This is a genomic window from Bowmanella denitrificans (assembly GCF_002887595.1).
Taxonomy (GTDB): Bacteria; Pseudomonadota; Gammaproteobacteria; order Enterobacterales; family Alteromonadaceae; genus Bowmanella; species Bowmanella denitrificans.
Map to the genome: position 1 here is coordinate 399,748 of NZ_PEBU01000003.1, position 22,374 is coordinate 422,121.

Annotated in this window: 23 protein-coding genes and 1 tRNA gene; 11 read left to right on the top strand and 13 right to left on the bottom strand. The window is 49.4% G+C overall.

Annotated elements, in window-relative coordinates:
* Positions 1 to 39: 39 nt before the first annotated feature.
* Entirely contained in the window at positions 40 to 951 is a 912-nt protein-coding gene (locus tag CSR04_RS08545; protein ID WP_102795846.1) for a porin, read from the bottom strand.
* Between the two features lie 72 nt (positions 952 to 1,023).
* Positions 1,024 to 2,130 (bottom strand): PQQ-dependent sugar dehydrogenase, encoded by a 1,107-nt coding sequence (locus CSR04_RS08550; RefSeq protein ID WP_102795847.1) that lies wholly within the window; start codon positions 2,128 to 2,130, stop codon positions 1,024 to 1,026.
* Positions 2,131 to 2,328: 198 nt separating this feature from the next.
* On the opposite strand from CSR04_RS08550, the gene CSR04_RS08555 reads away from it, so the two are divergent.
* Positions 2,329 to 2,781: a hypothetical protein gene (locus CSR04_RS08555; RefSeq protein WP_102795848.1), complete on the top strand. Its 453-nt coding sequence runs from the start codon at positions 2,329 to 2,331 to the stop codon at positions 2,779 to 2,781.
* 1 nt (position 2,782) lies between these two features.
* On the opposite strand, the gene CSR04_RS08560 is transcribed toward CSR04_RS08555, so the two are convergent.
* The 4 genes from CSR04_RS08560 to CSR04_RS08575 all read right to left on the bottom strand — a co-directional run bounded on the left by CSR04_RS08560 (position 2,783) and on the right by CSR04_RS08575 (position 6,483).
* Positions 2,783 to 3,991, bottom strand: a complete 1,209-nt coding sequence (locus CSR04_RS08560; protein WP_102795849.1) for a methyl-accepting chemotaxis protein — start codon at positions 3,989 to 3,991, stop codon at positions 2,783 to 2,785.
* 121 nt (positions 3,992 to 4,112) lie between these two features.
* On the bottom strand, positions 4,113 to 4,895 hold the full coding sequence (locus tag CSR04_RS08565) for a YggN family protein (protein ID WP_245921481.1): 783 nt from the start codon (positions 4,893 to 4,895) through the stop codon (positions 4,113 to 4,115).
* 107 nt (positions 4,896 to 5,002) lie between these two features.
* A complete protein-coding gene (locus CSR04_RS08570; RefSeq protein ID WP_102795850.1) occupies positions 5,003 to 5,485 on the bottom strand; it encodes a PAS domain-containing protein in 483 nt (160 codons plus the stop codon).
* Between the two features lie 2 nt (positions 5,486 to 5,487).
* Positions 5,488 to 6,483 carry a response regulator gene (locus CSR04_RS08575; protein WP_102795851.1) on the bottom strand — a complete coding sequence of 332 codons (996 nt, stop codon included), beginning with the start codon at positions 6,481 to 6,483 and terminating at the stop codon, positions 5,488 to 5,490.
* A 231-nt stretch (positions 6,484 to 6,714) separates the two neighbouring features.
* On the opposite strand from CSR04_RS08575, the gene CSR04_RS08580 reads away from it, so the two are divergent.
* From CSR04_RS08580 to CSR04_RS08595, 4 genes are all read left to right on the top strand, one after another.
* Positions 6,715 to 7,665: a DUF3034 family protein gene (locus tag CSR04_RS08580; protein ID WP_172449290.1), complete on the top strand. Its 951-nt coding sequence runs from the start codon at positions 6,715 to 6,717 to the stop codon at positions 7,663 to 7,665.
* Entirely contained in the window at positions 7,662 to 8,093 is a 432-nt protein-coding gene (locus tag CSR04_RS08585) for a group I truncated hemoglobin (protein WP_102795852.1), read from the top strand. The genes CSR04_RS08580 and CSR04_RS08585 overlap by 4 nt, the downstream gene beginning before the upstream one ends.
* Before the next feature lie 87 nt (positions 8,094 to 8,180).
* Complete coding sequence (locus CSR04_RS08590) at positions 8,181 to 8,549, top strand: Hpt domain-containing protein (RefSeq protein WP_102795853.1); 369 nt, start codon at positions 8,181 to 8,183, stop codon at positions 8,547 to 8,549.
* Complete coding sequence (locus CSR04_RS08595; protein ID WP_102795854.1) at positions 8,536 to 9,729, top strand: response regulator; 1,194 nt, start codon at positions 8,536 to 8,538, stop codon at positions 9,727 to 9,729. The genes CSR04_RS08590 and CSR04_RS08595 overlap by 14 nt, the downstream gene beginning before the upstream one ends.
* Positions 9,730 to 10,493: 764 nt before the next feature.
* On the opposite strand, the gene CSR04_RS08605 is transcribed toward CSR04_RS08595, so the two are convergent.
* The 3 genes from CSR04_RS08605 to CSR04_RS08615 all read right to left on the bottom strand — a co-directional run bounded on the left by CSR04_RS08605 (position 10,494) and on the right by CSR04_RS08615 (position 12,771).
* Positions 10,494 to 10,823, bottom strand: a complete 330-nt coding sequence (locus CSR04_RS08605; protein WP_102795856.1) for a hypothetical protein — start codon at positions 10,821 to 10,823, stop codon at positions 10,494 to 10,496.
* 130 nt (positions 10,824 to 10,953) lie between these two features.
* The gene (locus CSR04_RS08610; protein ID WP_102795857.1) at positions 10,954 to 12,030 is read right to left on the bottom strand and encodes a methanobactin export MATE transporter MbnM; all 1,077 of its coding nucleotides are present in this window, start codon (positions 12,028 to 12,030) and stop codon (positions 10,954 to 10,956) included.
* On the bottom strand, positions 12,031 to 12,771 hold the full coding sequence (locus CSR04_RS08615; RefSeq protein WP_172449291.1) for an MbnP family copper-binding protein: 741 nt from the start codon (positions 12,769 to 12,771) through the stop codon (positions 12,031 to 12,033). It abuts the gene before it with no gap.
* Between the two features lie 104 nt (positions 12,772 to 12,875).
* On the opposite strand from CSR04_RS08615, the gene CSR04_RS08620 reads away from it, so the two are divergent.
* From CSR04_RS08620 to CSR04_RS08630, 3 genes are all read left to right on the top strand, one after another.
* Positions 12,876 to 15,584: a choice-of-anchor B family protein gene (locus CSR04_RS08620; RefSeq protein WP_172449292.1), complete on the top strand. Its 2,709-nt coding sequence runs from the start codon at positions 12,876 to 12,878 to the stop codon at positions 15,582 to 15,584.
* Positions 15,585 to 15,625: 41 nt separating this feature from the next.
* Positions 15,626 to 17,032, top strand: coding sequence for a YdgA family protein (locus CSR04_RS08625; protein ID WP_146027132.1), 1,407 nt, complete (start codon positions 15,626 to 15,628; stop codon positions 17,030 to 17,032).
* 458 nt (positions 17,033 to 17,490) lie between these two features.
* A tRNA-Ile gene (locus CSR04_RS08630) sits at positions 17,491 to 17,567 on the top strand.
* Positions 17,568 to 17,746: 179 nt separating this feature from the next.
* Here CSR04_RS08630 and CSR04_RS08635 read toward each other — a convergent pair.
* The 4 genes from CSR04_RS08635 to CSR04_RS08650 form a co-directional block, all read right to left on the bottom strand.
* Entirely contained in the window at positions 17,747 to 19,063 is a 1,317-nt protein-coding gene (locus tag CSR04_RS08635) for a type II toxin-antitoxin system HipA family toxin (RefSeq protein ID WP_102795860.1), read from the bottom strand.
* On the bottom strand, positions 19,057 to 19,380 hold the full coding sequence (locus CSR04_RS08640; protein WP_102795861.1) for a helix-turn-helix transcriptional regulator: 324 nt from the start codon (positions 19,378 to 19,380) through the stop codon (positions 19,057 to 19,059). Before CSR04_RS08640 ends, CSR04_RS08635 begins: the two co-directional genes overlap by 7 nt.
* A 382-nt stretch (positions 19,381 to 19,762) precedes the next feature.
* Complete coding sequence (locus tag CSR04_RS08645; protein WP_102795862.1) at positions 19,763 to 20,071, bottom strand: hypothetical protein; 309 nt, start codon at positions 20,069 to 20,071, stop codon at positions 19,763 to 19,765.
* Positions 20,068 to 20,643 carry a hypothetical protein gene (locus tag CSR04_RS08650; protein WP_102795863.1) on the bottom strand — a complete coding sequence of 192 codons (576 nt, stop codon included), beginning with the start codon at positions 20,641 to 20,643 and terminating at the stop codon, positions 20,068 to 20,070. Before CSR04_RS08650 ends, CSR04_RS08645 begins: the two co-directional genes overlap by 4 nt.
* A 128-nt stretch (positions 20,644 to 20,771) precedes the next feature.
* On the opposite strand from CSR04_RS08650, the gene CSR04_RS08655 reads away from it, so the two are divergent.
* From CSR04_RS08655 to CSR04_RS24910, 3 genes are all read left to right on the top strand, one after another.
* A complete protein-coding gene (locus tag CSR04_RS08655; protein WP_102795864.1) occupies positions 20,772 to 21,065 on the top strand; it encodes a hypothetical protein in 294 nt (97 codons plus the stop codon).
* A gap of 274 nt (positions 21,066 to 21,339) precedes the next feature.
* Positions 21,340 to 22,086 (top strand): zeta toxin family protein, encoded by a 747-nt coding sequence (locus CSR04_RS08660; protein ID WP_102795865.1) that lies wholly within the window; start codon positions 21,340 to 21,342, stop codon positions 22,084 to 22,086.
* Between the two features lie 43 nt (positions 22,087 to 22,129).
* A complete protein-coding gene (locus tag CSR04_RS24910) occupies positions 22,130 to 22,294 on the top strand; it encodes a hypothetical protein (protein WP_172449293.1) in 165 nt (54 codons plus the stop codon).
* The last annotated feature ends 80 nt before the right edge of the window (positions 22,295 to 22,374 follow it).

Genomic DNA, 22,374 nt, shown 5'->3' on the forward strand with positions numbered 1-22,374 from the left:
CACGCTGGCTTTGTGACAGGTGCCATACCCATAATGGGTTTAAAAGCGCAACTCTACGCCCAGACCTAACCAGTTCATGTCCGGTAAGGCCTGTTTGTCCTGCCTGGTGACAAAGGTGAATAACTTAACTTGCTTGGCCAGCTTATAATCCAGTGCCCCAGACAGGCTCCAATCGTCTTCCATGGTCTGGTACTGCAATTTGAACGCCCACTGCCCCAGAGTATAGGCGCTGCTCAGTAGCCAGCCATTTCGATTGTCGCCATCGCTCTGTCTTTTCTGGTGTTGCGCCATGGCTCCCCACACCCAGTTCTGCCATTTGTAGTGAGCCGCCAGGCGCTGAATGTCATAACCGGCGACATTGCTGTCCATTGCTACCGCCAGGTAAAGGGGTGTGGCTTTAAGCTCTGCATCACCATAGCCAAGCGCGGCGGAATAAGTGGAGGCCTGCTCAGCGCCACCAGCGATAAATGTGCCGGAAAGTTGCCAGTGTTGCCATTTAGGACTGCGGTAGGTCAGGGTATCAGAAGGGCGGTTTTCGCCACGCCAGAGGTTTTTAATATCCCCTTGCAGGTCATTAAGCTGGTCAATCTTAGCTTGTGAGGTCTTAAGCACTGTGTCCTGGCGGCCCAGCGACACCTCGCCCCAGTTACCGCGCAGCCCCACATATTGATTGCGTGAGGTGATATTGTCGTCACCGGACAGGTCGGCCAGGTCCACCTGCCACTCCAGCAAATAAAAGGCACTGAGATCCCCATCCAATGCCATTTCACCTTTTATCCCCACTCGGGAAGCATTGCTTTTAATGTCACTGAAACGCCCCTCGCCTTCATCCGCACTAAGGTAAGAGACATTCAGCTTGGCATAGAAATTAAACTGTTCCGATGCGGCGTTTGAACCCCTCGGCCAGAATAAGCACAATGTTATCAGCAGGATGTAAATCCATCTGGTCATAGTGAACCCTTGGTTTACCGTTAAACCAAGTATGTACCAAGATGAAATTTTTATGACATTTACATGACAAAATCAGCGGCGAATTTCCAGCACTTTGCCATTTTCACCATCGCTCAGCAGATATAGCTGGCCTTGTGCACCAATATGAATATCTCTGAGGCGACCGGCGATGGCGCTGAATAGTGCATCCTGTCGAACCACGGCACCTTGCTGCAGTACCACACGTCTGACGTCATGGGACACCAGCGTGGTAGACAGTAAATCACCCGTCAGTTCAGGAAACATTTGCCCCCGATACACTACCAAAGAGGAAGGAGCGACAGACGGCGTCCAGTCCACCAGCGGATGTTGCATACCAGGGTAGTCTCTAAAAGGGCTAATGTTGGCCCCTGAATAGTCTTTACCCTGAGTAATAACCGGCCAGCCGTAATTTTTACCGGCGACTATCTGATTTATCTCATCACCACCGGCTGGTCCATGTTCATTGGCAAATAAGCGCTTTCTAATCGGATCCCAGGCCAGTCCCTGTGGATTGCGATGCCCAAGGCTGTACAGGCCGTCCGCACCGTCACTAAACACAGGATTGTCTGGCGGAACACTGCCATCATCATTAAGCCGTATCAGCTTGCCCAAATGGCTGGCAGGATTTTGTGCCTGCTCGCGATAATCAAAGCCGTCACCACTGGCAATGACCAGACTGCCGTCACCCAGAAATGCCATACGCGCACCATAATGCACCGGGGTGGCCTTGGCCGGCATGGCGGTAAAGAGTATTTGCGACTCAGTTAAACGCCCTTCCTGCAGTCTGGCTCGCATCACCCGCAGGTGATTGGCCTCGGCATTACCATAGGCATAGCTGATATAAAGCCAGCCATTACTGGCATACTGCGGATGAAGGACTAAATCCATCAGCCCCCCCTGCCCTTTAACAAACACGTCAGGCACGCCTGATACCTTAGTCACCTGGCCCTGTTGGTCAATCAGTTTCAGTGCGCCGGTTTTCTCGGTAACCAGTAATCGCCCATCCGGTAGCTCAGCCAGCGCCCAGGGATAGTTCAGGCCGCTTGCCCGCACCTCTACTTGAAAGGCTCCTATCGGCTCATCCACCGCCAGCGCAGGCAAAGCAAAGATACTGACAAGCAAAGCCAGGGCTTTTTGCAGGTATAGGTTAAATGTCATTGTCGCTCTCACTAGCACTTTATAAACTCATACAGAGCTGGTTAATTGCTCATCAATATGATACTTATTCTTTGTTTTTCAAGATAATACCAATTTCGGGGAATAGTAGGGGCGGTTTATCTTCAGAGCAGACACTTTCGTTTAAATCTCCCCACCAAAACAGGGAAGAAGCGTAATTACAATAAAATAGGGGGTACCATGCCTGCATGGTTGGTCTTGATGTTTCGCTTTTTTCTGGCCTGGTTGGTCTGTTTTACATTGGCCAGCCTGATGCATAGCCAGTTTGTACTGGCCGGATTGGCCCAGCAGAATATTACTATCAGCTTCTCTGATCGTTACCAGATGACGCTTAGTGACTGGTGGGGATTATTGCCAACCTACGGGGCCGTCATTGCCATAGGTTTAGCATTGGCCTTCTTAGTAGTGGGGCTACTCAGACGACATTATATGCGCTTACCGGCCTGGCTTTATGCCCTGGCAGGCTTTGTGGCCTTGCTGAGTATACATCTTGCCATGCAGCCAATTATGGATATCACCTTAATTGCCGGTGCCCGTGGCGAATTAGGCTTGTTGACCCAGGCCCTGGCCGGGTTGGCAGGGGGATGGATATTCTGCCTTACCACCCCCAAAGCGCAGCGATATTTTAGCTGACTTACAAGAATCGATGCAGTTTCTTCTGGGTGGTTTCGGTTTCCACTTTTAATTCCTGAATTTCGTTTTCCACCTGCTGCATGTCGTAGCGGATCTCCGCCCCTAGGGTGGAAATATTCGCTACAGACTCATGGGCAGCATCATAAGTGCGACGCAGGGCATGCACGGATTCACCAATGGCCGCCAGACGCTGGGTATTTTGTTCCAGTTGTTCCACCATCTGGCCAAACTGGTCATTGGTATGAGAGATATCCGCTTGTGCCTTGCCTGCCACTTCGGTGAGCTTAACGGACTCCTGCTGGGTGTTTTTCACCAGGCCTTCCATCTGATTAATAAAGGTATTGATTTGGCCGGTCGCTTCATTCACTTTAACCGACAGAGTACGCACTTCATCGGCCACCACCGCAAAGCCGCGTCCAGCTTCACCTGCCCTGGCAGCTTCAATGGCGGCGTTCAGGGCCAGCAGGTTGGTCTGATCGGAAAATTCCTGCACCATTTTCAGAATATTACGAATATTGTCGGCATTGTCTTTCATACCACCGACAGTGGTATCAAATTCCTTAAGCAAACCGTCGATGTCACTGATATCACTGGACAGTTGCACTAAGCGGGTCATAGAAGATTGTGCAGCCCCCAGGTTGTCCTTGGTCGCATCTGCCACCTCATCGGTACGACTGACAATCGCCTGAATTTCTTCGTTTACCTGTTTACTGGAGGCAAAAATATCATCGCTGATTTTGTCCTGGCGGCGGGCATTAGCTGAAGCGTTATTGACTTTAAGCAATACCTCCTGGTTTTTGGTACTGGCCCCAAGCGCGTGATTACTGATGTCTTTCAACAACGTCGAAAGATTGTCCACAAAAGTATTGTAGCCATCTGACAACTGGCGGAACTCATCGTGGGTAAACGCCGGCAGATGACCGGACAGATCGCCCTGCTTATGATTGATTTCATCCAGATTCTTAACCATGGCCTGCACTGGGCGCACAATCAGGTAATGCATGTAAAACAAGGTAAACAGAAAAACCAGTACACTCAGCACCCCAAGTACAATATGCAGTACGGAGGACTTAGCCCAGCCGGACTCGGAAAATGCCAACCACAAGGCCACCACCTGAAACAGATAGAGGAAGGTCAGATTACCGATTATCTTCCTGGTAAGGGTAAAGAAGAAAGTCTTCTCAATAAAAAGATAGAGTTCCCGAAACATTCCCACTCCTGAACGATCTAGGGCGCGACTGATAATAGTAGCCCATAAGATAACCGATATTTATGATACATATCATGTTTTTAGTCACGGCTAACAGGAATGTTATCGTCCATGGCGAAGATCACTTAAGCGGTTTAGCATCTCCGGTAACGATCAAATCATAAGGCGCTAATGCGGGGATACTGCGGCGCAATTCTTCTTCCACTCTGTCCAACCGCTTAATTTCGTTGCAGAACCATTCGGCTTTGAGGCGCAGACTATTGGCTTGTGGAGCAATGTGTTTTTCAATCTCAGCGCCCATGTTTTCCAGCTTGGCTGACAACATTTCCATGCGTTTTTCCAGCGTGGCATCGCCCTGAGCAGGCAAACCGCCAATGGCGGACAAAATACCACCAACAGAGGTGGTCAGGGCTTCCTCAATCTCGCTTTCCAGCTCCGCGTCCATTAACTCATCAACGTTTTCCAGGCTGCGGGGACCAATGTAATAATTGTCGCTGGCACGGATAAACTTGGTTTTAACCTTTTGTTTGACCCGCCACAACGCTTTCTGCAAGCGTTCGTAGCTTTCATGATCGCTGCCCACCAAACCTACGTAAACGTGATCCACCGCGCCGATGGCCAGATCCACCCCTTCACTGGCCAGCAATATCACCTTTGGCACAGCATAATGCAGGCCATTGGCCAGCTCCTGCAGTTTTTCCTGTTGCTCGGCTGGCAATCCAATCCACTCGCCACGCACAATCAACTGCTTGCTCTGGTTAATCTGGTAAAGCGTACGTGACTTGTTGATAACCCTAATATAGCGGTCATTGACCGCCAGGCCATATTGCAGATCGGCTTCGCATTTAAAGGCTGCCTGGACCGGCAACGCCATCAAGCCCATCAGCACAAACAACCATCTCACATTCAATATCCAATTCGTCGCCACTGCTTATATTCTGCCCTGACATTCAAAAATGGCATAGGCACAGCAGACCAGCACAATAAAAAACGAGGTAACTGGCAAGCCTGTCAGGTCCTTTCATGCCACTCGTTAAGCGTTACCTGGGCAGATTCCAGCATTTTCTTACTGGCCGCCACATCAGTGACGTCGTAGATCATCATGCAGATGTTATCCACTTTGCCCGTTGTGCTGGTAAGCGGCGACAAGGTGATATTCTGATACATATTGTCTTCGGTACCGGTTAATGGCCGATAGTTGGAAAATTTAAACACATAAGGCCGCTGTTCCCAAATGATAAACGCGCGGTTTTTTAAATCGAATACCGGACGACATTTATTGCTGAACCACTTTTGGTCTATTTCCGGAAACAAATCAAACAGGCACTTTTCCCGCACCTGACTGGGCAACAAGCCAGAATGGGACTCCATAAAGCCATTCCAAAGCTTAATGTTAAATGCCCTGTCCAGCACCACCAATCCCACATCCACCGTCTGTAGCATGTCCATCATCCAGTGGAACTCGGTCATGTCGCTGAGGAGCTCTTTACTCATGCTCAGTCCTCCAGCAAATGCGAAAGTTTATGGTTAAGCACTTTTAACGACTCCTCAGTGAGCAGCAGTATCAGGTCGCATTGCACTTTGTAGCCTTCCAACCCGTAACTTAGCTCAATGGCCAGCGTACGCCGCCAGCGTGCTCTATTGGTATTGATCAACTCGGTGATATTGCGATGCTGCCCCAATACCACCGGGTGGCCCTGACTGAAATGCATATCCAGTTGGGTCGCCAGACCATTTAAACAGGTACCAATCAGAATATTGGCGGCGTCCATTAACAGTTCGAGCTGAACTCTGTCGTCCACTTCATCTTCAATATTGAGTATTTGGGCCACGTCACTGAAACTGGAGTCACTGAGTATGAACAGCGCTTCACCACATACTCCAGCACCCACAAAGCCCTGACAGATACCGGACACGGTTTCTTTGTCTTCGATGTCCTGCAACATCATGGTTAATTCAGAGGCTTCGATCAGATTGACATTTGGGATGGGCAGCTTAACAAACACATTAAGAATACGGGCCAGATGGTCACCTGCCTGGCCCATAGCGATATTAGTGATCTCCTGGTAGCAGTCGCGAAGGTTAGGATCCAGTCGGTCTAATTGTGGTGCGGGTGCAACTTCCTGTTTGGCAAACAGTTTATGCTTGCTTAATAAGGCGCTAAGCACATCGGGTTTAATAGGTTTTTCAATAAACTCTAAGGCCCCGAGCTTCTTTACTCTTTCATGGGCCTCGGGCTGAATATCACCAGAAATAACGATCACGGCGGTTGTCAGGCCATGACTCTGAATATGTTCCAGCACCTGATAACCGTCCATTACCGGCATATTCAAATCCAGCAGCAGCAATTGTCCTTTGCCTTCTGCCAGTGCCGCCACCGCTTCCTCGCCATGACGGGCAAAATGTACCGCAACGTCCCAATCCTGCGGCAGGCATTTGGCGACTTGTTTGCGCGCCACTTGCGAATCATCACAAATCAGTACGGAGAACATATAAGAAACCTGCTGATTCTACAAAAAGGTCGATTGACCACCAGGGACAGTCCGCCGAAAAGCATATTTTCGTGCCGACCTAACTTATTGATAGCAACAATCCTTTTATTTAACAAAGAATAATCTTGTCCATTCGCACAACTGCACAAAAACCCGGCGTTTTTTGCAAAAACTGGTCAGTGCCGATATTTGCTTCCATACTGGATGCTGCCAAACACAATCGGGAAGAATATGAATTTTAAGCAAATTATGGGACTGTTTGTGCTGACTACCAGCACTCAGGTGGTCGCGACCGGCAGTTCACTGGTGGCCAGTGGCGGCATTACCAGTTTTGAAGGTACCGCAGGCGGCGGTATTACACCCTGGGCGGTTATTGCAGGCTACGGCAGTGCAGAAGAAATCAATGGCACTGCCGCATTACAGCAACTGGATTTAGGCGAATATCAGTTGCGTACTTTCGGTGCCGCTATTGGTATTTATGACAGAGTGGAATTGTCTGTGCAGCGCCAGAACCTCAAAGTAGAGTCTGGTGTGGTCGGCAACGTCTTTAACCTGCTCACCGCAGGTGCGATACAAACGGCGCCCGGCACGGATATCGAGCAGGACATTGTCGGCCTTAAGGTCAGGTTGTTTGGTGATGCGATTTTTGCCCAGGGTACCTGGATGCCGCAGGTGTCTGCCGGTGTGCAGTATAAGAAGAACCGTGACTTTGCCACTTCACTGCCTTTATCTGATGGTGCAATTCCGCTACCCGACACCGGCGTCCCTAAATTACTGGGAGCGACAAAGGATTCAGGCACTGATATCTATCTGTCAGCCAGCAAGCTTTGGCTGGGCGGGGCCATGGGCAATAATCTGCTGTTAAACCTTACCGCTCGTATGACCAAAGCCAATACCTTTGGATTGCTGGGTTTTGAGTCAGCAAACGACGACGGTTATAACTTGGAATGGGAAGGTTCGTTGGCAGTGCTGCCCTCATCTTCCACCGCGATAGGCATTGAATGGCGCACGCAAAGCGACCGTCTCGGTGGCCTGGCAGAAGAAAAAACCGTGATGGATGTGTTTATTGCCTACTTCCCTGACAAACACTGGTCATTAACCGCAGCCTATGTGGATCTGGGGCGTCTGCCCTTTGATGAGAAAGCCAGTGGTTTGTATCTGTCTGCGACGGTGAACTTATGAAAAAAGGCCTACTAGTTATATTAGTCGTCGCTCTGACGGCTTGTGCTGGCCAACCCTCGGTCAGTCTTTATGATGAAATCGGTGGCAGCGAAACACTGGACAAAGTGTTCGGACTGGCAGTTAACCGCATCTATAACGACCCAAAACTTGGCCCACATTTTAACGGTGTACCCAAGTCCCATCTGCGCAAAATGTTAACCGAGCAAACCTGCGCCCTGATCGGCGGCCCCTGTACTTATACCGGCAAATCCATGCGGGAATCTCATCAGGAGCGCAATGTCACCGAAGCCGAATTTTATGCGGTGGTGGAACATGTTCAGCAGGCCATGCGCCTGATTGGCCTGACCTATCAACAGGAAAATCGCATTCTGGCCGCGCTGGCACCGCTCAAAAAAGACATTATTTACCAGCAAACTACCACCATATAGAGAGTTGATTTTTGCCGATTATGGCTGACACTTAAACAAGCCCGGCCCTGTGGCCGGCGCGGCTAAGGGAACGTCAAGGAGGCAAATATGGCCATCGACTTGTCCAAACTATCCCGGCATGTGGGCGACATTAGCTCAGAAGATGAACAGGATTTACTCAGTACCTTTCACAGCGGCCTGATCCTGCGTCATCAGGATGTGGTCAATGCAGTAAAGCAGCGTGACTGGCAACGTCTTAAAACCCTTACCCACAGTCTGAAAAGCAGCAGTTTGTATTATGGCGCCAAACAATTACATCTTTGTTGTGAACAGGGCGAGCAGTTAGCCGGTGCCAGGCAACTGGATCTTGATGTCATACAAGACTGGCTGGTCAGTTTCACTAAGCACAGCCAAGCTGCGCAGCATGCTCTGGCTGAAGCATTAGCGCAATTGGAGGCTGGACATGACAGAACCTAAGGCCCTGCATTTATTGCTGTACAGCACCAATGTAAAGGACGACGAGCTGCTCCTCCGGGTGTTTAAGCAGTCCGAATTGATTTATGAAATCACTAATTCCAAAGCCAAACTGGTAGACAAACTTAAAGATGGCGTAAATAAACTGATTCTGCTGGCCACTCCCAGTCTTGAGAGTTCATTGAAGCTCTATTATCAATGCCTGTTAGAAGTACCGGATGAAGAGCTTTGCAGACACGCTTTTTTAGTGGTCTGTGCCAAACATGAAGAAATGCAGGCGTTTAATTACTTCCAGAGTCGGGTGATTGACGATTATATTGTTGCCCGCCCCTTGTATGAATTACATCGCCCGATCACCATTTGCTATGCGCAACTGGAAAAGCTCGGCATTAATCTGCATAAGGCCAACCTTGATGTGCCGCTGCAACCACAAGCACAGGATGACATCAGCATTGATGTGGTGCAGGAAGGGGCGGAGCGAAAGCGTAAACTACGCGGAGAGTTTGAATCGCTTCTCGACCAGTTTGACCAGGCAATTGCCCAGGCCGATGCGCATCTGTCCAAAGAACAAGTCAGCGATGAAGATGTCCGCTTGTTACGTTTGTTGTTACAGGAACTTCAGCAAAACAGCTTCAGACCGAATCTGATTCGCCTGCAACATCGCACTTTGCATTTGCTTGATGCCTTATTACTTAAACTGGCACTGCCAGAAGCAGTGACCGACGTCGCTGAAGAGTCTGAGCCAGAACCTCAACCAGACTCCAAGCCCCAACCACCCTCACTGCAAATCAACAAGGAAGCCAGAGCATCCCGCATTCTGATGGTTGAAGATGATAACCTGGCCGCCATGATGGGCAAAAAGCTTATTGAAGGCATGGGGCTGAGTTTTGAGTGGGCCCCCACCGGCCGACGCGCCCTGGCCTTACTGCAAGCCAAAAAGTTTGAACTGATTTTAATGGATATTAATCTGCCAGACACCGATGGCTTGTTGATTGCCGACCAACTTCCCAATATGCACTGTATCAACAGTGATACCGTGATTGCTGTTTTGACCGGCAATAAGCAAAAATCCATGGTACAACGGGCAGTTAAGGCTGGCGCCAAGCACTATCTGATAAAACCACTGCAAAAAGACACACTGGTAAAACTTTGCAGTAAGTACCACTTGCAAGCACATCATTAGGCTTGAATAAAAGTAGCTGCGAGAGGAAAGCGGGGGACCAAACGGACCCCCAATCAGGGAAACAATACATGCATTAGGAATAACATGTATAGGTTGGTTCACTACGCCAACCTGCGCAGTGTAACCAGCTAAAGGTTGCATTTGTGTGGCAATGTGACGAATTGCGCGTATCGAAGGATAAAAGCCAGGAATAGTGAGATATCGGGGAAGATTTTACCTTAGAATAACGGCTATTGAGGAAAATATTTCAGATTTCACCACCCTGGTGCAAGTCACAACAGAGCTTGGCAGGCCGCTAGCCGCCTGCATTCTGGCTCTGAAAACGAGCCATTCAACGCAACTGAACTTACTTGGCTTTTCGGTAGGGGTCAGACAGTCGGAATTCACTCTGCTCCACATTTTTACACAAGTTTTGTTGTTGGAATAAATTCCAACCCACGGCTGCAACTAAGTTTTGCTGTTGGAATAAATTCCAACCCACGGCTGTAAATTAGTTTTGCTGTCGGAATGAATTCCGACCCACGGCTGTTACTCAGTTTGCTGTTGGAATACATTGCGACTTACTGTGGGTTGGGCTTTAGCCCAACAATGCTGACTAAACGCGATATCAAGGGCTTACGCCCCAGCACCGGCAAAATCACACTGCCAGTAATATCATGCAGTGGTCAAACCATCGAGCATCTATACAGTTCAGCACGCCAAACCTACACCGCAAAAACAAAAAAGGGCCGAATCCGGCCCTTTTTATTTTGTGCAGAAACAGCTTAAATAATGCTGTCCTGGTGGATACGAATAAACAAATCGGTACCCACCTTGCTGTAATCAATCTTGTATTCCTTGCCATTCAGGGTCTGGATAAACAACAGGATCTTTTCCTCACCGAAGAAATCCCCCAGCGTCACATCCAGCAGTTCCATATCCATCAGCTTGGCATCCCGCTTATTATCAGGGATCTTGCCGTTATATTCCTTGATGCCTTTATAGGTCACCAGCACCGGCGGATTGTCGTCACCATTGAGGATCAGCAAGTCAAACTTACGCAACTTGTGGATAATGGTGTTGCGACCACTCAGCAGATAAGGCTTTTCAGTCATGTTCGTCCCCGTAGCAACTGACTTTATCGTTATACTTATTTGAGCAAAAGATAACAGAGTTTGTAACGCCGCGCACCCCATTATTATGGCAAATTAATGAGAAAAAACCGGGTTTTAGCGAGCTGAACTGCTAGGGATGCGCGAATTCTTCCTTAGTCAGAAAGTTTTCATCCGTCAAGCTATGTAAAAATGCCAGTAAATCCTGCTTTTGCTCCACGCTCAGGGTAAATCCCCGCATAAACACGCTTTTTACCGGGCTGTCGATGCCGGCCCCCCGCCCTCCAGCGGCATAGAAATCCAGTACCGCTTCCAATGTTGGCAAACTGCCATCATGCATATAAGGCGCTGAGCGGGCGATATTACGCAAGGTCGGCGCACGAAAATGGCCCATATCCACACCCTGCCCGGTGACTTCATATAAGCCCATATCACTGGCGGGATATGCCCCCTGGCCATCCTCATTATACAGGCCGGTATTGTGAAACTGGCGTATCTGCAAAAGCTGCCCGGCATGGCGGCTGGCCTGACTGAAATTAATGCCACCATGACAATGGTGGCATTCCAATTGCTCGGAAAAAAACAGCGCCATGCCCCGCTTGGCAGACTCAGACAACGCATCGTCCTGCATCTGGTAGGCGTAGCGGTCAAAAGCACTGTCAAAAGACACCAGACTGCGCACAAAACTGGCCAGCGCTTTGACAATGCCGTCGTAGCTTGGCACTTCATCACCAAAGGCAGCGTTAAACAGCGGGCGATAATCAGCGGTATCAAATCGCGCCAGCACTTCCTGGTCATGACCGCAGATCCCCATCTCCAGTGGATGTTCACCAAATAACGGGATCAGTAACTGCTGTTCAATTCGGGTTAATTCCGGGTGAGCCCAGGTCAGGGTGGTGTTATATGCCACATTCACCAGCGCCAGACTGTTGCGCCTGTGCAACTGCCCGGTACTGCCGGTGGCCACCTTAGCAGGTTGGGCAAAAGCAAAAGCTTGCTGATGGCAGGAGGCACAAGCCTGAGTTTTATTGAAGGATAAGTTGCGATCGTAAAAAAGTACCCGGCCAAGGGCCACTTTGGCCTCAGACATAGGATTATCGTTTGGTATTATTGGCTCGGGAAAGCCTTGCGGCAACGCCCACTGATACGGCTTGTCAGGCTGACCGCATCCCAGCAACAGCAGCAATAGCCACGTTGCTGCCAGGCGCATTTAGATCCACTCAATCACAGACTGACGCAGATTGCTCAGCAACTGCTCACAGCTGGCGGTTTCATTGGGATGGAATGTACAGCTGTTTTCCTGGCTGACGCGAATCCCTTCTATCAGTCTGTCCAGATGAAAAACCAGGGTTTCCCCTTTACCTTTAGGGCGCTGCAGGGAAAACGCCAGCAGGTTCGGCTGTTCACACGCTTCGGCCGGGGCACGCATGGCCGAGTCGGCCGCACAGCCGGTGCTACCAAGATGAAAAGCCCAGCTGTCGGCCACTGACTTTAGTTCAAAGCGGGCAAACTTGTGTCCGCTTTGCCAGGTCCAGAACATGCTGGACAGATTCAGCGGTGACGGCTGAGCCAATGGGTTCTGATGATTCTGCGCAAAAGGAATGCCCAGCACGAATTGCAGTTGCTGCACGTCGGCCAAATCCACATCTGCGTCAAACACCACCCGATGATTACCGAGCATTTCGCCGTCCTGCCAGCAGTCACGTTGTTCAATGGATACCAGCACGGTTTCGCCGGTTTGCCATTTGTTGTTTTCCAGGTGCAGGCTATTACCTTCCTGGTCCTGCCACTGGCTTAAATAAAACTTGGAATGTTCCAGATACCAGGGTGAACCTTGCAGACTCAGCGCGGTACCACAGGGCAATGGGCGACCGTCAAAACGCAGCTCTACCTGTAAACGGTGCGGTGGGGTAAAAAAGCCACAGCCAGACAACACCAGCAGCATACTCATCAAGCCGATAATGCGCGGGCTTGAATATTTTATACTACGAAGAAATGCTGCTATGTTTGCCACAGGGTGAATCGTCATTTTGCTGTTTTAATCAAGGTCTTGGCATGCGGCCGAATATTCTTTCTATGATGCTGGTTTGTGCGCTGTTCAGTCAAGGCGCTTTAAGCCATAGTGAACACGATAAAGCCAGATTTGTGGCTGAAAACGGTCAGGATCTGGGCCTGTGTGACAATCGCCTGCGCCCTTGCCGTACTATCGCCTATGCCGTCAGCCGCGCCAATAAGGGCGACAGGGTATTAGTGGCACAAGGCCGCTATCAGATACAGAGCCAGGAAGATTTATTGGCGCTGCTGGGCAATCTGGTGTCTGTAACAGCTGGTTACAATCGAATTGATTTATACCAGAGCCAGGCCCCCGATACCCATCTGACCTTTATCAGCGGGGTGCCCAAAGACTATCTGCAACAATTATCCAGCCAGGGCTTTGTGCCCATTCAGGACCAGCACCCGCAACCCGACCAGCCCCTGCAACAAAAGCTGCAGCGCCTGGCATCATTAAACAGTCAGCAAAGCGCTCAATCTTGTGTGGATGGCCGGGCCGGCAATTATGCCTGCAACAATGTCGATCTTGTCGGTCATCTGCCATTAACCGCATTGGGCAATCCCAGTTCCGCCAATGATATCTGGGGGCATGTGGATCTGAACAGCGGCATCGAATATGCGTTAATCGGGCTGGCTAATGGCGTGGCGGTGGTTAGCCTGGCCGATGCCAGTGCCCCTGTGCTTGTTGGCCGCATCAGCGGCCAGTCCACTATCTGGCGGGATATTAAGGTATACCAGTATTTCGACAGCAGCGCCGGAGTATGGCGCGCTTACGCTTACGCCACCGCAGATGGGGCCAGTGAAGGGCTGAGTATTATTGACTTAAATCAGTTGCCTGCCCAGGTCAGTCTGGTCAAACGTCAGATGCTGCATGGCGCAGCGCATAATCTGTATATCAGCCAACTGGACTACAGCCTGAATATCGCCCTTGGCGGACATACGCCGCTACTGCATATCAGTGGTGCCAGCAACCGATTCGGCGCGCTGCACGGTTTTAGTCTGGCTAACCCCACCGACTTAACGCTGGATTATGCCTCGCCGTCGGCCAGTCGCAGCGATTACAGCCATGATGCCGCGTCTCTGACCATTGATGACGAGCGCGCCGACAGTCAGTGTCAGGCTGACCCTTCAGGCTGCCTGGTTATGCTGGATTTTAACGAAAACGAGTTCCGCCTCTGGCAATATACCGATAAGGTCGTCAGCCAGCTGAGCCAGGCCAGTTACGCCAATGCCGAATATGTGCACTCCGGTTGGTGGAGCGAAGATAAGCGCTATATGCTGGTGCACGATGAACTGGATGAACGGCGCCTGGGTTTGAACACCACCCTGCGCGTGTTTGATATCAGTGATCTGAGCAACCCGCGCCTGGCAGCGACCTGGACAGGCCCGACCCGCGCCACCGATCACAACGGCTTTGTGCGGGGTAACCGCTACTATATGTCTAATTACGAACGCGGCCTGACCATACTGGATATCAGCGATGCCAATAGCCCGAAGGAAGTGGGATTCTTCGATACCTTTCCCGCCTCGGATCAAACCAGTTTTAACGGTGCCTGGGGAGTCTACCCCTTTCTGCCCAGCGGCCTGATTTTAGTCAGCGATGTAAACAGTGGTTTGTATATTCTGCGCGACAACAGCAAACAGGTGGCACTGGCGCAAATCGGTTTCGCCAGCGATCAACTGCAAAGCGAAGAAGGGCAAAGCCTGACCTTAGCGGTGCAACTGCAACGAAACGCCCCTGGTCTGGTAGAGGTGGGGTACGAAACCCTGCCCGGCTCGGCCACTTCTCAGGACTTTTCCGCCCTGGCTGGCCGCCTTAGCTGGGATACCAATAACAGCGACAGTCAGCACCTTAATCTGCAAATCCTGGCGGATAGCCTGGATGATGAACCACAGGAAAGTTTTTTTGTGCGTTTATTCGACCCGCGTAACGGCGCCACATTGGGGCAGAGCCTGGCCCGTATTAATATCAGTGGTAAAGCGCCCAGCGGGCTGATTGCCTTTGCACAGACCGAATTGAGTTTACTGGAAAACCAGCAACCCGTGAATGTGTCGGTGGTGCGAAGCGGTGGCAGTGCTGGCGCCCTGTCGGTTAGCTATCAGCTTAACAGTCAAAGCGCGCAGGCCGGGGAAGATATAGTGGCCGCCTCTGGCACGTTGCACTGGCAAGACGGTGACAATACGCCACGCAGCATAGTGCTAAGTCCCATCAACGACAATCTGAGCGAAAGCACGGAAAATCTGGAGCTGGTATTAACCGCCCTGGCAGATACCCGCCTGGCCGAACCCAGCCGTTTACTTATCAGCCTGCTGGACGATGACAGTAATCGTGCCCCAAATGTGAATGCTGGCGCCGATATGCAGGTCAATACCCGCGCGGTGGTAAATGTGCAATCGGCCAGCGCCCTGGATGACCAGGCCGACCTGAATCTCGTCTGGCAACAAACCGCCGGACCGCAGGTTGAGCTGACCAGCAACGGCACAATCACCCGTTTTGTGGCCCCCGGCGAGGCCGCACTGATCACCCTGACCCTGACCGCTACCGACCCCTTTGGGGCCAGTGGCTCAGACAGTCTTAATATTCAGGTGGTGGCCCCTGCCCCGCCACCTGCCAGCAATAACAGTGGTGGCTCTGGCGGCGGCGCGCTGGGCATACTGCTGCTTTTGGCCTTAGGTGGCATGATTGGGCTGGATAAGCGACGCAGAATCTAGTAGCTTGCGCGTCCGCTATTTATCTCAAACAAGGAATCTTTGTGAAAAAAGGACTCATGCTCGGCGCCGTTGCCGTGGTGGTGGCTGGTGCCCTGATCGCGCCCAAATTTATCGGCCAGAATGTGCATCAGCAGGTGCAGGAACAAGTGGCCAAACTGAATGAACAGGCCGGTTATCAGGCCAGTATTAAGCAGTGGCAGCAAGGCTGGTTCAGCACTCAGGCACAAATTGATGTGCACTTTGATATGGCTGAGCTGGACCCGGCTTCAGCCCAGGACTTGCCCGAATTCCCGCCGCTGAATATTCAGCTTGATATTCAACATGGCCCGGTGCTGTTGTCATCCCAGGGCCTGTTGGGCCTGGCCAGTTGGCAGGCTGATATTAGCGGCGAAGCGCTGCGCAAAAACCTGACCTGGACTGATGACCTGCCCCTTTATCGGCTAAGTGGCCTGACTGGCCTGTTTGGCGACCATCGCTTTACCGACCAGATCCCGGCCTTCAGCACAGCGCCACAACCTGGCACCACCTTTACATTCAGTGGCTATCAGGGCAGTGGTGAGATTGGCCAAAGCCATGTTCAATACGCCGGACACGCCGCCAGTTTAAGTGGTAATAAGGGTGATGAAAGACGTTTAACCGTTAAAGACCTGCGTATTCAAATGGACGCTGATGTGGATATGGCCACCATGATGGAAGGCGGTTTCTATGACAGCCAGACCCATATTGGTCTTGGTGAAATTCTGTTTGATATCCCAGGCCTGGGCAGTAAACAGGCAAAGTTGAATGGTCTGGCGGTGAATGTCGGCACCAAGCGTAACGCAGAGAAAGGCACGGGTGAAATGCTGGTAGCCTATCTGGCCGACGCAGTGGATGTTGGTGAGTATCAGGCCAGCGAGCTGGCACTGGAAGTACAACTGCAAAACCTGAACGAAGATGTGCTGATTGAATATCAGCAAATGGCGAAATCCGGCAGTTTCGCTGACCCCGAGGCCATGCTGGATTATTTAGAGGAAGTTCTGCCAATTCTATTGCAGGACAATCCAGCCCTGAACCTGTCGAAAATCAGCGTCACCCTGCCTATGGGGAAAATCAACGGCTATATCAATAGTCAGGTGGTAAATGTAGCAGATATGGACGGTAGCGAATGGATGTATAAGGAATTCTGGCTGGCACATGTGGCGGTGGATGCCAAAATCGATGCCGATCGCGAAGCACTGCTGTTTATTGCCGAGCAGCATATGCTCAAGCAAATGCAACCGACCATTGCCGCAGGACAGTTGGATCAGATGCAGGCCGAGCAAATGGCCCAGCAACAAGCCCCGCAGTTGCTGGATATGCTGATGCAGCAAGGCTTGATGGTGGAAACCCAGAAAGGCTTACAAAGTACCTTTACCCTGAAAGATGGCGAAGGCCTGTTAAACGGCGAACCCGTGCCCCTGCCGCTTTAATTCTGCCAAATCACTAACAGAGCCTGGCGCTCTGTTAGTGATTGCCAATTTGCCCTCTGTGTCTCCGTGGTTACACCAAATAATTCACTCTCGCCGAGACGCAAAGGGCAAAGGGCGCTGAGGAAGAGAAACTTCAATGCCAAGCGATCTTGGGCCAGATTGATAGCACCAAAACATCAACCACAAACAAACCCACCATCAAAAACAGAGACAGCAACCAACACCGCGCACCCCAGCGCCACAGCGTCTCCGCGAGAAACATTTTATAAACCTCTCTTCCCTCTGTGCCTCTGTGGTTACATCAACTAATCCCAACCCGAATGTCGGCAGACCCAGCACCTGAGCAAATATTCGCCGCTTGTGCCTGTTAAGCTTTGCAAACTAATGACAGCGCAGACAAAACTGCTTATACTGCGCGTCGCTTTTACACCGCAATGGCGTAAAACGCATCTCAAAATGGCCCTATAGCTCAGTTGGTTAGAGCACCCGACTCATAATCGGTAGGTCGCTGGTTCAAGTCCAGCTGGGGCCACCATTTTTAAAGGCTTTCGGCCGATAGTCTTCACTAACAAAATTCCAACCTCGCCATTTTGGTAGCGACATTAAAGCTCTTGAGATAAGAGCTACAAAGGAATTGTGATGGCTAAACTGCTGATTGGTTGAGATGGCCTTAATAAGAGGTCACCTTTTTCGCATACAGGAATAGCCACCTCACTAAATATTGAGGCGCAGGTTTTCTTGTATTTCATCTATCAGTGTTTTTGGAACTTCCCATTCCTGAGCAAGCTGACGCCAAGTTGATACGTGCTCGATCGTTGTATCAATAATATCGTCGATCTTTCTCTTGTTAAAAATAGGGCTTAGTTTCTCTAAGCTATAGAAATCACTTCGTGTAAAGTTATCTCTTTTACCATTCAAGCTCATCCAATGGCTATTCACCCATTTATTACCTGGTTTATAGCTATAGGCTACATCATAAGCTGGTGCGATAGACCATTTGTCTTTTTTCAGCATAAAGGCAAAGTTCTTTGAGTGGTCGTCATGATTTCGCGCAATGATATTGAACGTCATGCGCTTGAATAGCTGCTCAGCTTCAACAGCGGAAAGCTTCAACTGTCTGGCAATGCCAAATAACTCTGCGTAAGAGAATGACCCCGGCTTTTTATAATCAATGTGGGCAAGACCGTTTAGCGTTTGTACGTGTACCTTGCTATTTTTAATTCGATCAAACCGCTGTGTAATAAAGTGTCGTCGATTGCCTTCATGGAGTAAGCGGCATGGCATCATATCGACACCGCATTTGTTAGCCATTAAATGATAAACAAACTCCATTGCACCATAACCTAATGGATCACCGAAGGTTTCTTGATTTTTGTTATGCTCACTAACACCATCAAACTTCATCAAATAATGAGTAAAACCGGTTGGGACGTTGGCTTGGCCGGAGCGGACTTGAGTAAAATCTTCATTAAATGCTAATACGGCTTTCGGTCTTGCTCCTCCAGCGCTCATGCCAACAGATAATAAAGACATCATTGCCTCTCTATCGTCTTGGCTATTTTGTTTGAGTTCTACTTCAAAATTACCGCGTGAATCTAAGATTTCTTGTGCAATTGAAACGAGCGATTGGATTTCTACCTTTTGTGAAGCATTTAAACTTCGTAACTGTGTAGCTGGCGCATACTCAAGCGCTCCCATGCCTCGCTTTCCCGTATATTGCAGGCGTTGCAGTGGTGTAATGTCACTCGGTGAACGGCCCTGACCTGCAACCCATGCGTTGAGAACCGCGTTACCAAAATCATCAGGTAATGAGTCAGCAATTAACCCTGGTAGTCCTTTAAACGTATTGAAATCTAGTTCGGGAAAGCTATAAATGCGATTCGATAATGGCATTTTGATCGGGGACAGCTCGACACCATTTCTTACGAAGCCTGGGTCATATTCAAATGACCCAAATCCCTTTTCAGTGTCAAAACTCACTGCGCCAACGACATCGTCTTGGTAAGTTATCTTAATTACTTCCATTACCATCCTGGTGTTTCCTCATCTTTGTTACTGCGCTGGCCAGAGGCTCTCTGTCTTTTCTTTCCTTGCAATTTGGCCAGCTGTAAGGGAGAAATTTCTTGTTTAGGGAGAAATAGATCAATCTGTTCAGTGAGGTCCAATGCCATTAATATCGCAATCATGATGTCGAGCTGCACTTTTCCTTTTTCAGCATTCAAAACCGTTTTGCGGGCAATGCCAGCAAGCTCTGCGACTTCGGATTGTGTAAGGTCTCGATTTAGCCGAGCTTGCTTCAACCTGTTTCCGATCTCTTCTGCGAATGCCGTAGCTGTCACGCTTTTCACTTTAAAGTCCCACCTTAGTTACCTTATGGTTGTTTTAACCACTTAATACTCTCAATTTAGGACTTTATACCAGCACTGTCAAACACCTCACCCAATATCCCTTAATGGTTACATTAGGTGAATTTAAACCAGTTAAAGTAACTACTTAGGGACCTTATGAATTGGTTCAGAGTCCCTTCGGGAGGGGCGGGGTGAGGGGGCCTAGTTGGAGAAACTGTCTGTATCTTCTTCAGTATTAACTTCATTGGTGGCGGGCACAGCTTGTTCAACTTCTGCTTCTCTCCCCTTGGCTTGTGCAGATTTTCTGCGCGCAAATCATGCGAGTAATAAAAGTAAGTAGGCATTGAATACAACAGCAGGAACAGCAGTGATAGTGGTACCATCACAAAGCATCAATCCCGGTAACCACGGTATAGCCTAAACCCAACGCCAAAACCCCCAGGCATGCCAGTGCTATGTTGAAAAGCACAAACAGCACTTTTCCCAAACCGGTATTTATTCCCAGGCTGGATTGATACAGAAAATATAGCGACAGCAGGCAACAGGGTGCCCACAGCAGCCACAACAGCGGTTCAGACAAGCCACCAGTTTTAATATTGCCATCGTAAATCCGCAGCCAATAATCCAATATCATTAACAGCAGGAATGAGCCGGTGAAAACGCCCCATGGTTTTAATAGTCTGGCTTTCATTGATTCACCTTGGGACGAGGCTCGACAGGACATATGGCTTCAAAGTAGATTGCTGGGATTCTTTTATCATGGGAAATGTCCAGTCCGGTAAAGTTACCACTTACCTTGCCGTTTGCTGCATGAATCAGGCTTTGCGTCCAGCTATTACTATTTACGTTTAGACCTGAAAATGGGTAGGGTATGTTGTCTTGCTGTTCATTTATTATGTAATTATTCACAAGTCTTATAATTTTTCGGATGAACTCAGTACCACCAATGTCGTGCTTAACGATCCTCATCTCGGTATCAAAGTCTGACCTATACCATCTTGTATGAGTAACAGGATCAAAAAATTCGAGTGTGGCTTGGTAGTCTGATTTTTCGAAGTACTCGACTATCAAACGACCATTATTTTGCGCACCAATAACAAACCCATGTTGCTGTTTTCCTAGTTTCCGGGGCTGTACCGATCTCCCATCAGGTAATACAACTGTCGGATACACCCCGTTTTCAGGTAACAAAACGATAAACTGGTGGGTGCCGACAAAGGCTAATCTGCCGGCAAGATCCCTGGCTCCAACATAGGTTGGCATATAGTCCTCCTTAACCTTTGAATTAGTTTCACCGCTAAAGTTTTACGATAGAGTTCGTACAAAATTCAGTCTAGCATAATCTTTTCAGGTTCAATCTGCTTCGCTTCAACATAAGGGTTTGGATAGCTATGGGGAATGCCATAAGGATATGGATTGGCGGCCTACTAGCCATAGTGACAATAGATTATCTGCTAAGACTTAACTCGGATGATTTCTACCGTTTGGGACTGGGAGAGACGCTGTGGTTTATCTCGCACTGGATCCTGGCACTGTTCTCACTCGCCATTTTGCTTCGCGGCTGGCGCGGCCAACCTAAGGGAACAACAATTGGATCATTGCTTGGAACGGTATTTCTGGCCTCGGTGTTTTATCTAACGGTTATCTATCTTTACGTGCTTGGCAGCGGTATTGACTCGCTTTAAGCAACAAGCGAAGTAGCAGTAGTAACCTTGTTCGGATCAGGAAGTTAAGGGGCACTATTTCCCCTGACACCAACTGTGCAATAGTTTCCATTTTAACTCTGTTTAACTAGATGAGCGCATACTTTGCCGTACGGTAGCTTAAACTTTTTTACCTTAGTTAAGCTTTACACCATGATATAAAAAATAAATTCAGCATGAATAGTAAGAACTTTGCTACGGCATTCCCAATTGATTACTCTTGTTGCTGAATTGTGCTCCCAAATAAGTATGTAGCATGCCCCTAAGCGATGAAGAAAAACGCACGGAAGAAGCCGCAGCAGCATGGGCCAAAGTTGGTGCCAACAAGAACAAAATTGCTGCAAGTTATACATGCAAAGAACGCTTTCCTGCCGAGGAAAATCCAGTTGCCATATTTATGGCCGGCTCTCCAGGTGCAGGAAAAACCGAAACCTCAATCGAAATGCTAAAGGCACTAGATCCTCAACAAAGAGTTGTTCGTATAGATGCTGATGAGCTGCGACAATTTGTACCTGGTTATAACGGTGCAAATTCCTATTTGTTCCACCGCGCCGTATCCATACTTGTTGAACGCATTTTAGATAAAGCTTTTGCCAACAAGCAGAGCTTTATCCTCGACGGAACATTGTCCAAGCTGGACATAGCCAAGAAGAACATTGACCGGGCTTTACGTAAGAAGCGCTTCGTAGTGATTGTTTATGTCTATATGGATCCTTTACTTGCCTGGGATTTCGTGCAAAAGCGAGAGACTGTCGAGGGGCGTCGTATAGAGCGGGAAGTCTTTATAGAGCAGTTTTTTAGCGCTCAGACTGTAGTCAATCAACTCAAAGCCATATACGGCTCCAAGATACGGGTAATGCTATTCCATAAGGATATTGATAGGACCGTGGCATATAAGGACAATATCAGCAAAATTGACAGCCATATTGCCCAAAAGTATACTCGCGAGTCCTTGAGAGAGGCACTCAACAAGCTGGATCAGGGGCTGGACGAAACTAGATAGTTCGGCCAGAATGCACTGAAGTCAGTAAACAAAGGGTAAGGTCATGATTTTTAACCGCTCAAAACAGAGTGCTGACAGCGATTTTTCCACTTTTTTTCGCACGGCATCGTCTGCCGAGAAAAAGAAAGTGTTCAGCAAAGTAATGCAAGGCGCAAACGAAATGCAGCGCCAGGTAATACTTGCCAGTAAACAGACCAAGCAGGCTTAACCTATACTAGCTCAGTGCTCGAAGGGTCAGAACACTTGCCCCCCTGCCCCATCACCCACTTCAAGCACAAGAGCCAAACC

What these genes read in the sequence shown, in the direction of transcription:
- CSR04_RS08545 (WP_102795846.1), bottom strand. Translation starts at nt 951, where the DNA reads ATGACCAGATGGATTTACATCCTGCTGATAACATTGTGCTTATTCTGG.
- CSR04_RS08550 (WP_102795847.1), bottom strand. Translation starts at nt 2,130, where the DNA reads ATGACATTTAACCTATACCTGCAAAAAGCCCTGGCTTTGCTTGTCAGT.
- CSR04_RS08555 (WP_102795848.1), top strand. Translation starts at nt 2,329, where the DNA reads ATGCCTGCATGGTTGGTCTTGATGTTTCGCTTTTTTCTGGCCTGGTTG.
- CSR04_RS08560 (WP_102795849.1), bottom strand. Translation starts at nt 3,991, where the DNA reads ATGTTTCGGGAACTCTATCTTTTTATTGAGAAGACTTTCTTCTTTACC.
- CSR04_RS08570 (WP_102795850.1), bottom strand. Translation starts at nt 5,485, where the DNA reads ATGAGTAAAGAGCTCCTCAGCGACATGACCGAGTTCCACTGGATGATG.
- CSR04_RS08575 (WP_102795851.1), bottom strand. Translation starts at nt 6,483, where the DNA reads ATGTTCTCCGTACTGATTTGTGATGATTCGCAAGTGGCGCGCAAACAA.
- CSR04_RS08580 (WP_172449290.1), top strand. Translation starts at nt 6,715, where the DNA reads ATGAATTTTAAGCAAATTATGGGACTGTTTGTGCTGACTACCAGCACT.
- CSR04_RS08585 (WP_102795852.1), top strand. Translation starts at nt 7,662, where the DNA reads ATGAAAAAAGGCCTACTAGTTATATTAGTCGTCGCTCTGACGGCTTGT.
- CSR04_RS08590 (WP_102795853.1), top strand. Translation starts at nt 8,181, where the DNA reads ATGGCCATCGACTTGTCCAAACTATCCCGGCATGTGGGCGACATTAGC.
- CSR04_RS08595 (WP_102795854.1), top strand. Translation starts at nt 8,536, where the DNA reads ATGACAGAACCTAAGGCCCTGCATTTATTGCTGTACAGCACCAATGTA.
- CSR04_RS08605 (WP_102795856.1), bottom strand. Translation starts at nt 10,823, where the DNA reads ATGACTGAAAAGCCTTATCTGCTGAGTGGTCGCAACACCATTATCCAC.
- CSR04_RS08610 (WP_102795857.1), bottom strand. Translation starts at nt 12,030, where the DNA reads ATGCGCCTGGCAGCAACGTGGCTATTGCTGCTGTTGCTGGGATGCGGT.
- CSR04_RS08615 (WP_172449291.1), bottom strand. Translation starts at nt 12,771, where the DNA reads ATGAGTATGCTGCTGGTGTTGTCTGGCTGTGGCTTTTTTACCCCACCG.
- CSR04_RS08620 (WP_172449292.1), top strand. Translation starts at nt 12,876, where the DNA reads ATGCGGCCGAATATTCTTTCTATGATGCTGGTTTGTGCGCTGTTCAGT.
- CSR04_RS08635 (WP_102795860.1), bottom strand. Translation starts at nt 19,063, where the DNA reads ATGGTAATGGAAGTAATTAAGATAACTTACCAAGACGATGTCGTTGGC.
- CSR04_RS08645 (WP_102795862.1), bottom strand. Translation starts at nt 20,071, where the DNA reads ATGAAAGCCAGACTATTAAAACCATGGGGCGTTTTCACCGGCTCATTC.
- CSR04_RS08650 (WP_102795863.1), bottom strand. Translation starts at nt 20,643, where the DNA reads ATGCCAACCTATGTTGGAGCCAGGGATCTTGCCGGCAGATTAGCCTTT.
- CSR04_RS08655 (WP_102795864.1), top strand. Translation starts at nt 20,772, where the DNA reads ATGGGGAATGCCATAAGGATATGGATTGGCGGCCTACTAGCCATAGTG.
- CSR04_RS08660 (WP_102795865.1), top strand. Translation starts at nt 21,340, where the DNA reads ATGCCCCTAAGCGATGAAGAAAAACGCACGGAAGAAGCCGCAGCAGCA.
- CSR04_RS24910 (WP_172449293.1), top strand. Translation starts at nt 22,130, where the DNA reads ATGATTTTTAACCGCTCAAAACAGAGTGCTGACAGCGATTTTTCCACT.